This window comes from Kitasatospora sp. MY 5-36 (genome assembly GCF_001182915.1).
GTDB lineage: Bacteria > Actinomycetota > Actinomycetes > Streptomycetales > Streptomycetaceae > Kitasatospora.
In genome coordinates this window covers 1-6,672 of the sequence record NZ_LFVW01000633.1, presented here as the reverse complement: position 1 = coordinate 6,672, position 6,672 = coordinate 1, and the positions used below count along the sequence as shown (strand labels likewise).

At 70.0% G+C, this 6,672-nt stretch carries 6 protein-coding genes, 1 other RNA gene and 1 pseudogene; 3 read left to right on the top strand and 5 right to left on the bottom strand.

Annotated features, from left to right (window positions below; all coding sequences use genetic code 11):
- Window positions 1–6: 6 nt before the first annotated feature.
- Both AE652_RS32220 and rnpB read left to right on the top strand, forming a co-directional pair.
- On the top strand, window positions 7–1,521 hold the full coding sequence (locus AE652_RS32220; protein ID WP_082346113.1) for an MFS transporter: 1,515 nt from the start codon (window positions 7–9) through the stop codon (window positions 1,519–1,521).
- 13 nt (window positions 1,522–1,534) lie between these two features.
- Window positions 1,535–1,932: RNase P RNA component class A (gene rnpB / locus AE652_RS43245), an RNA gene on the top strand.
- A 158-nt stretch (window positions 1,933–2,090) separates the two neighbouring features.
- Here the strand turns inward: rnpB and AE652_RS32215 are convergent.
- Both AE652_RS32215 and AE652_RS32210 read right to left on the bottom strand, forming a co-directional pair.
- A complete protein-coding gene (locus AE652_RS32215) occupies window positions 2,091–2,666 on the bottom strand; it encodes a class IV adenylate cyclase (RefSeq protein ID WP_199823174.1) in 576 nt (191 codons plus the stop codon).
- 5 nt (window positions 2,667–2,671) lie between these two features.
- Window positions 2,672–4,054 carry a hypothetical protein gene (locus AE652_RS32210; protein ID WP_049658029.1) on the bottom strand — a complete coding sequence of 461 codons (1,383 nt, stop codon included), beginning with the start codon at window positions 4,052–4,054 and terminating at the stop codon, window positions 2,672–2,674.
- Window positions 4,055–4,367: 313 nt separating this feature from the next.
- Here AE652_RS32210 and AE652_RS32205 point away from each other — a divergent pair, with 313 nt between their 5' ends.
- Window positions 4,368–5,090 (top strand): GntR family transcriptional regulator, encoded by a 723-nt coding sequence (locus AE652_RS32205; RefSeq protein ID WP_049658028.1) that lies wholly within the window; start codon window positions 4,368–4,370, stop codon window positions 5,088–5,090.
- A 458-nt stretch (window positions 5,091–5,548) separates the two neighbouring features.
- Here the strand turns inward: AE652_RS32205 and AE652_RS32200 are convergent, their stop codons facing one another.
- From AE652_RS32200 to AE652_RS48630, 3 genes and pseudogenes are all read right to left on the bottom strand, one after another.
- Window positions 5,549–5,806, bottom strand: coding sequence for a hypothetical protein (locus tag AE652_RS32200; RefSeq protein WP_049658025.1), 258 nt, complete (start codon window positions 5,804–5,806; stop codon window positions 5,549–5,551).
- 103 nt (window positions 5,807–5,909) lie between these two features.
- Window positions 5,910–6,308, bottom strand: coding sequence for an ACT domain-containing protein (locus tag AE652_RS32195; protein WP_049658024.1), 399 nt, complete (start codon window positions 6,306–6,308; stop codon window positions 5,910–5,912).
- A gap of 160 nt (window positions 6,309–6,468) precedes the next feature.
- A pseudogene (locus tag AE652_RS48630) lies at window positions 6,469–6,672 on the bottom strand (hypothetical protein); the annotation flags it as partial.

The window sequence follows — 6,672 nt, the reverse complement described above, 5'->3', positions numbered from 1 at the left end:
GGTCCCGTGCCCGCCCCCCAGCCCCGCGCCGCCGCAGCCGCGCCCGCCCCCGGGCCCGCGCTCGGGCGCCGCCGCCGTCTGCTCGTCCTGGCGATCTGCTGCCTGAGTCTGTTCATCGTCGGCCTCGACAACACCGTGGTGAACATCGCCCTGCCGGTGATCCAGCGGGACCTGGACGCCCCGGCGTCCGGGCTGCAGTGGATCATCGACGCCTACACCCTGGTGCTGGCCTCGCTGCTGATGCTGTTCGGCTCGGTGGCCGACCGCTTCGGCCGCCGCCGGGTGTTCCAGACCGGCCTGGTCTGCTTCGCGCTCGGCTCGCTGCTGTGCAGCCAGGCGCCGAGCCTGGGCTGGCTGGTGGCGTTCCGGGCGCTCCAGGCGGTGGGCGGCTCGATGCTCAACCCGGTGGCGATGTCGATCATCACCAACACCTTCACCGACCCGAAGGAGCGGGCCCGGGCGATCGGCGTCTGGGGCGGCGTGGTCGGCATCTCGATGGCGCTCGGCCCGCTGCTCGGCGGCTTCCTGGTGGACGGCGCGGGCTGGCCGTCGATCTTCCTGATCAACGTCCCGGTGGCGCTCGCCGCCATCGCGCTGACCGCCCGCTACGTCCCGGAGTCCCGCGCCCCCCGGCCGCGCCGGCTGGACCCGGTGGGGCAGCTGCTGATGATCGTGCTGCTCGGCTGCGGCACCGCCGCGATCATCGAGGGCCCGGCCAACGGCTGGACCTCCCCGCTGATCCTCACCCTGGCCGCGACCGCGCTGGCCGCGCTGGTCGCCTTCCCGCTCTGGGAGCGGCGGGTGGCCGAGCCGCTGGTGGACCCCCGGTTCTTCGCCAGCGTGCCGTTCACCGGCGCCGCCGTCACCGCGGTCTGCGCGTTCGCCGCGCTCGGCGGCTTCCTCTTCCTCAGCACCCTCTACCTCCAGGACGTCCGGCACTACAGCCCGGTCGAGGCCGGCCTGTGGACGCTGCCGATGGCCGGGATGATGCTGGTCTGCGCGCCGCTGTCCGGACGGATCGTCGCCGGCCGGGGCCCGCGCCTGCCGCTGGTCGCGGCCGGGATCGGCCTCGCCGCGAGCGGGCTGCTGCTCACCCGGCTCGCCGCCGACTCCCCGCCGGCCCTGCTGCTGGTCGCGTACGCGCTGTTCGGCTTCGGCTTCGGCATGGTGAACGCGCCGATCACCAACGCCGCCGTCGCGGGGATGCCGCGGGCCCAGGCGGGCGTGGCGGCGGCGGTCGCCTCGACCAGCCGTCAGGTCGGCCAGTCGCTGGGCGTGGCGGTGATCGGTACGGTCGTCACCGCGGCCGTGGTCGGACCGGTCGCGACCGGTTTCGCCCCGGCCAGCCACGCCGGCTGGTGGATCCTGGTCGGCCTCGGCGGCGCCGTCCTCGCCCTCGGCCTGGCCACCACCACCGCCCGGGCGAGCGCGACGGCGGCCCGGGTGGCCGCCCGCCTCGGCGCCGAGGCGCCGGCCGTCCGGTCCGGTGTACGGGAGGCGCCGCCCGAGCGGCTACGATGACCACTACGGCGGAAGAGCCGGCCGGGCGGTCGCGACGGGTCCCAGACCCGCCGAGGAACGTCCGGGCTCCACAGAGCAGGGTGGTGGGTAACGCCCACCCGGGGTGACCCGCGGGACAGTGCCACAGAAAACAGACCGCCCACCGCTTTTCGTGGTGGGTAAGGGTGAAACGGTGGTGTAAGAGACCACCAGCGACCGGGGTGACCCGGCCGGCTAGGTAAACCCCACCTGGAGCAAGGTCAAGATCGGCGCCCTCGGGCGCCGTGCGCGGACGATTGAAGGCTGCTCGCCCGAGTCCGCGGGTGGACCGCACGAGGCTGTCGGCAACGGCAGCCCTAGATGGATGGCCGCCTCCCCGGGCCGCGCAAGCAACCCGGGAGACAGAACCCGGCGTACAGGCCGACTCTTCCGCCGCCTAGCTTGAGTGAGACCCCCTGATCTGCGAAACAGCAGGTCAGGGGGTCTTTCTCTTTGATCCACCCAGGGTTGTCATTCCAGGGTGGTTCTGCCTGTTCGGGCCCGTTTCCCAGCGCTCTGTGGCGATGATGTGGCGGCGGTGGCGACCGGGTCTACCGCTCCGCCTGCCCGAGGACCAGGTCCCGGTACGGGAGCGAAACCGTCGGGTGGCCGACGATGCCCAGGGCCTTCTCGATCTCTTCGACCAGTTCGGCGGCTCCGTCCGGGGCGGCCCGGACCACTTCCGTCTCCACGAAGACACCTGCCCCTGCCACGGTGTCGATGCTGACGGAGACGCCGGGGATCTCCGGGTGGCGGTGGGTGACGCGGGTCTTCACCACCCGGACCAGCTCCCGCATACCGATGTTCTGAAGAAGCCGTTCTGCACTGATCGCCTGCGCGGCCCCGGCGAGGACCGCGTTCGTCTCGACCTTGGACACCATGTCGTCCTCGCGGTGCGTGGTGCCGTTGGATGCGGGCTTGTAGGTGATCTCGGCGAAGTCGCCCCGTCGCCGGACCCGCAGACACTCGACCGTCTGCATGTAGTCGATGTCCGGTCGGCTGTAGTAGGTGTCCTCCTCGGTCACGGGGGCTTCCGGCCGGTAGCCGAGTTCGGCGAGCAGTCGCGTGATGCCGCTGCCGTCGTCGGGAAGCTCCCGCTTGCGTTCCACCTCAGTGGTTTCTGTCATGTCGGTCATTCTCCCGAGTTCACCGCCGCGTACATCCGGGCCAGGCTCGCGTGACTGCACCATCGCTGGACCGAGTCCATCGCCCTTCCCAAGGTGTCCGAATCAGCGAGCGGAACGTTCGAGAAGAGCACCAGTTGCTTGGCGTCCCGCAGCGGGTTCGGCAGAGCCCGCCGCAGGTACCGGTTGTAGTAGCCCCGATCCCGCTGGGTCACGTCCGACACCTGCACGGGCATCAGGACGGTCCGGTCCGGCCGGCTCGCCTCGGTGGAGCTGACCGCGAACGCGGCGAGCAGTGCGTCGAGCGTCATGTAGGCGTAGGTCTCACGCCCCTCCCGGGTGGTCCAGTGTTCCCAGATCGCCCGGCACTCCCCGCCGCCACGCTCTGCCGTGGCGAGGAACTGCGAGAGCGCGATGTCCGTGCACTCGTCGAAGATGTCCCCGTCCACCGTGAAGTGGTCGCCGTAACGCTCGCTCAGGGCGAGCATCATGCGCTTTTGCGACTCGGGCAGCCACTCGGCGTCCGTCGGGCGGTAGTGCACCCGCTTGTGCCCCGTCCGGGCGTCGATCCAGTCCGCAGCCATCTGCCCGTCGAGGAACGGCACGAAGCCGAGAGCCCCGGACCGCCATGCATGGTCCCTGAAGGTGATGTAGTGCCGCTGCACCTCCCGGAAGATCCCGACCGGCGCGGAGACGAACACGGCAGTTCCGGTCGCGAGCTCACCGATGGGGACGATGCGGGAGTCCTGGCGGGTGACCACCTCGTCGTGGGCACCGTGGTACGGGTGCGTCCCCTCCCGGAGGTACTGCGGCAGGAACATCCGGAGGAACTGGATCCAGGACCTCGCGGCATAGGTCTGCACCGAGCGTTCGTGCAACGACGCGCCGTCGACGGCGTACACGTCGCGATAGGCGAAGAGGCCGCCCGGCCGGAGCACGGTCGGGATGGTGCGGATCATCGAGTGCAGCCCGTTGTACCCGCCGCCGTAGCTGTAGACCTCGTGCAGCAGTGCGGACGCGCTGATCACGTCGACGGGTTCCGGGAGCAGCGTCGCGATGTCCTGCGCGAACCCACTGACCAGGTCGACCGTGCCCACCTTGCGGAACTCGGTCATCGCCTCGTTGAGTGAAGCCGACACCACCCCGGGAACCTCCACGAGCGTGAGGTCCACGTCTCGATGGGTGCTGCCGTTCGCGGCCAGCTGCGAAGCAAGAAAGATGACCGCCGAGCCTCCGCCAGGCCCGATCTCGACCGCCTTGGGACGGTTGCTCTGAACCCGCTGGAGGGCCTGGTAGGCCAGGAAGCCCTTCTCCTCCCCGTGCGCGTTCGCGGCCACGTCGAGGTAGCCGGCATCCGTCTTCGTCTCGGTGGCGAACTTCGATCCGTTCAACTGTCCACCCCAGAAGTTGAGTTGGTTTGTTGGATCGCTTACTTGGGGGTCTTCGCTCGGGCGGCGTCGAGCTTTCGCCGCAGCCGGTACCGCCGTGCGAGCTGACGCCGGTGAGGGCTGAACATCGTCACAGGCCAGGTGAACTGGAGGTGCACGCCCCACAGCCAGGCGAGCGTGTTGCGCGGTTCCGTTCCCTAGAGCACCGGCTTTGTGTCCTAGGTCAGAAGGTAGAGCAGTGAGAAGTGCTTTCGGCTCGAATGTCGGTGCACTAGTGTGCTCCTGAGTGACTATCACCTCGACTGAGGAGTAGCGCATGGCCAGCCCAAAGACGTTCACCGCGATCGCTGACCACTACCGACAGGCGATCCTCACGGGCGAACTCGTGTCCGGTGAGAAGCTCCCCACGAACAGGGAGATGTGCCAGCGGTGGAACGTGGCGACAGCAACCGTCAGTAGGGCCTTGAACCAGCTGCTGGTTGAAGGACTCATCAGGACCAGCCCCCGTGGAACCTTCGTGGCGGACGAAGCGACAGCAACCGCAACAGGACGGGATCGGCTGTCGATGGTCCAGCGGCTGAGGTCCAGCCTGATGGAAGGGGAGACCAGCCGGGTGACGGCTGCCGAGTTGGTTGTCCCGCCGTTGTACGTGCAGGACATCTTCAATCTCGACCCCGGCGACCAGCTTGTTCGACGTGAGTACGTCTCGGGCCGGGGTAAGACCAGGACGATGCTGGCGGTGGTCTGGTATCCGGCGCACTTCGCGGCTCTGGTGCCTGACTTGCTCTCGACGGCCCCCAGTAAGAACGCGGGGCTCACCGCGAAGGTGCTCGATGCGTCCGGCCGGACGATCACACATGCCCGGGACGACATGCACGCCCGGGAGTGCGATGCCCGGGAGGCATCAGCGCTGGGGCTCCGGGTGGGATCGCCGGTCCTGGGGGGTGTCCACCGCTGGTCGGACGACGAAGGCGTGATCGAGTTCGGTCTCTGGGTCGTGCCGACGCGCGTCACGATCGGCTACGAGTACGGCTCCTGAGTCACTACCGAACGAAAGAACCGCCCTGGCCTACTCGGCCGGGGCGGTTTGCTTTGATTCGAGCGTTCAGAGCGGCGCGAGGAGCGGGTTGCCAGTCGCGACAGGTTCAGGTCGGGGAGCGGGAGCGGACATGGGAACCGGGGGCGTGGCCTTGGTCGGACGGTAGGTGTCCATGCGGACGACCGTGGCCGGGCGTTCGTCACGCCGGGTTCGCGGCCGACTGAGCGGAGCGTGACCGGCCTTATCGTCAGCGAGGGTGTAGACCGTGGCCGGGCGGCCAAGGCCGGAGCGGTGGTGAAGGGGGCGGCGGCCCGGGACCGGAAGGCCCTCGAAGCGGTCTTCTTCACGATCGCGTGGCGATCTGGCCCCGCTGGAGGGCATCGCCGCAGGTCATAGCCCATATGGCGACAGTTCCCGGCGTACAGGCCGACTCTTCCGCCCCCTTTCCCGCCCGCCGGTCAGGCGGGGCGGGCGCCGACCGCGTCGCGGATCTGGTCGCCGAGGCCGCCGTTGACGCGGGCGCAGTTGGCGCAGCAGAAGAACATGCCGGCGACTTCGACGCCGTGGCCGACGATGCGGACGTCGCACTGTTCGCAGCGTGGGGCGAGCTTCTCCATCGCGCACTCGAAGCTGTCGAAGGTGTAGGTGTCGCCGGTGACCGTCCTGATCTCGAAGGCCAGCCAGTAGTCGTTGCCGCAGGTGACGCAGATGGCCATGGCGGCCGTCTCCTTCCGGTGGGGCCGACCCCGGCGGGGCGGCTCGTCTCCCAGTGTCGAAGGCCCGGTCGGCGGCGGCCACCCGGAGGGGGCGGGCGGGGGCTCAGCCGGAGCCGGCGGCGAGGTCCTCCAGGGCGCGGACGGCGCGGTCGGCGTCGGCGGCGGCGACGAACAGGTGGTCGTGGTGGAAGCCGGCCACCACGTTGCAGCTGATGCCCTCCTCGGCGAGCCGGCCGGACACGGCGGCGGTCAGTCCGACGGCCTCCAGCGCCGAGTGGATCCGCAGGGTGATCCAGGCCGCCACGTACTCGTAGCGCAGCCCGAGCGCGTCCGCCTCCTCCTGGGCGATCACCATCGTGACCCCCTCGGGTTCGGCGACGGTCACCACCGGCCGCATGCCGGCGGGCACCCGGGCGGGGAGCGTGCAGTAGACGTACCGCCCGGGGTTGAGCTGCGGGCTCATGCCGCGCAGCAGCGTCGCGAGGTCTCGTTCTGCGGCCATGCCCGCCACCGTAGCGGCTGGGCGGGGGCTGCGCGGTGCTCCGTGGGCGTGTCGGAATCCGTTGACGAGCGACAGTCACCGATATATCGTCGAACTATCGAGACAGTGACTCGACTGCCTCGTTGAACCTCAGAGATTCGAGGAGGTGGGCGCGATGCGCTCAGAACGTCAAGGAAGGCGATTCCGCTGGGAGGGCCCGCGCGGCGGTGACGGTGGCGGCCCCGGTGGCCTCGGAGGCGGTCGGCGCCGCGGGCCGGGCCCGGGGCCGGAGTTCCGGGGGATGCCCGGGGAGGGCTTCGAGGGCCGGGAGGCGTTCGGCGGGTTCGGCCCGCCGTTCGGTGGCGGCGGTCCCGGCCGGCCGATG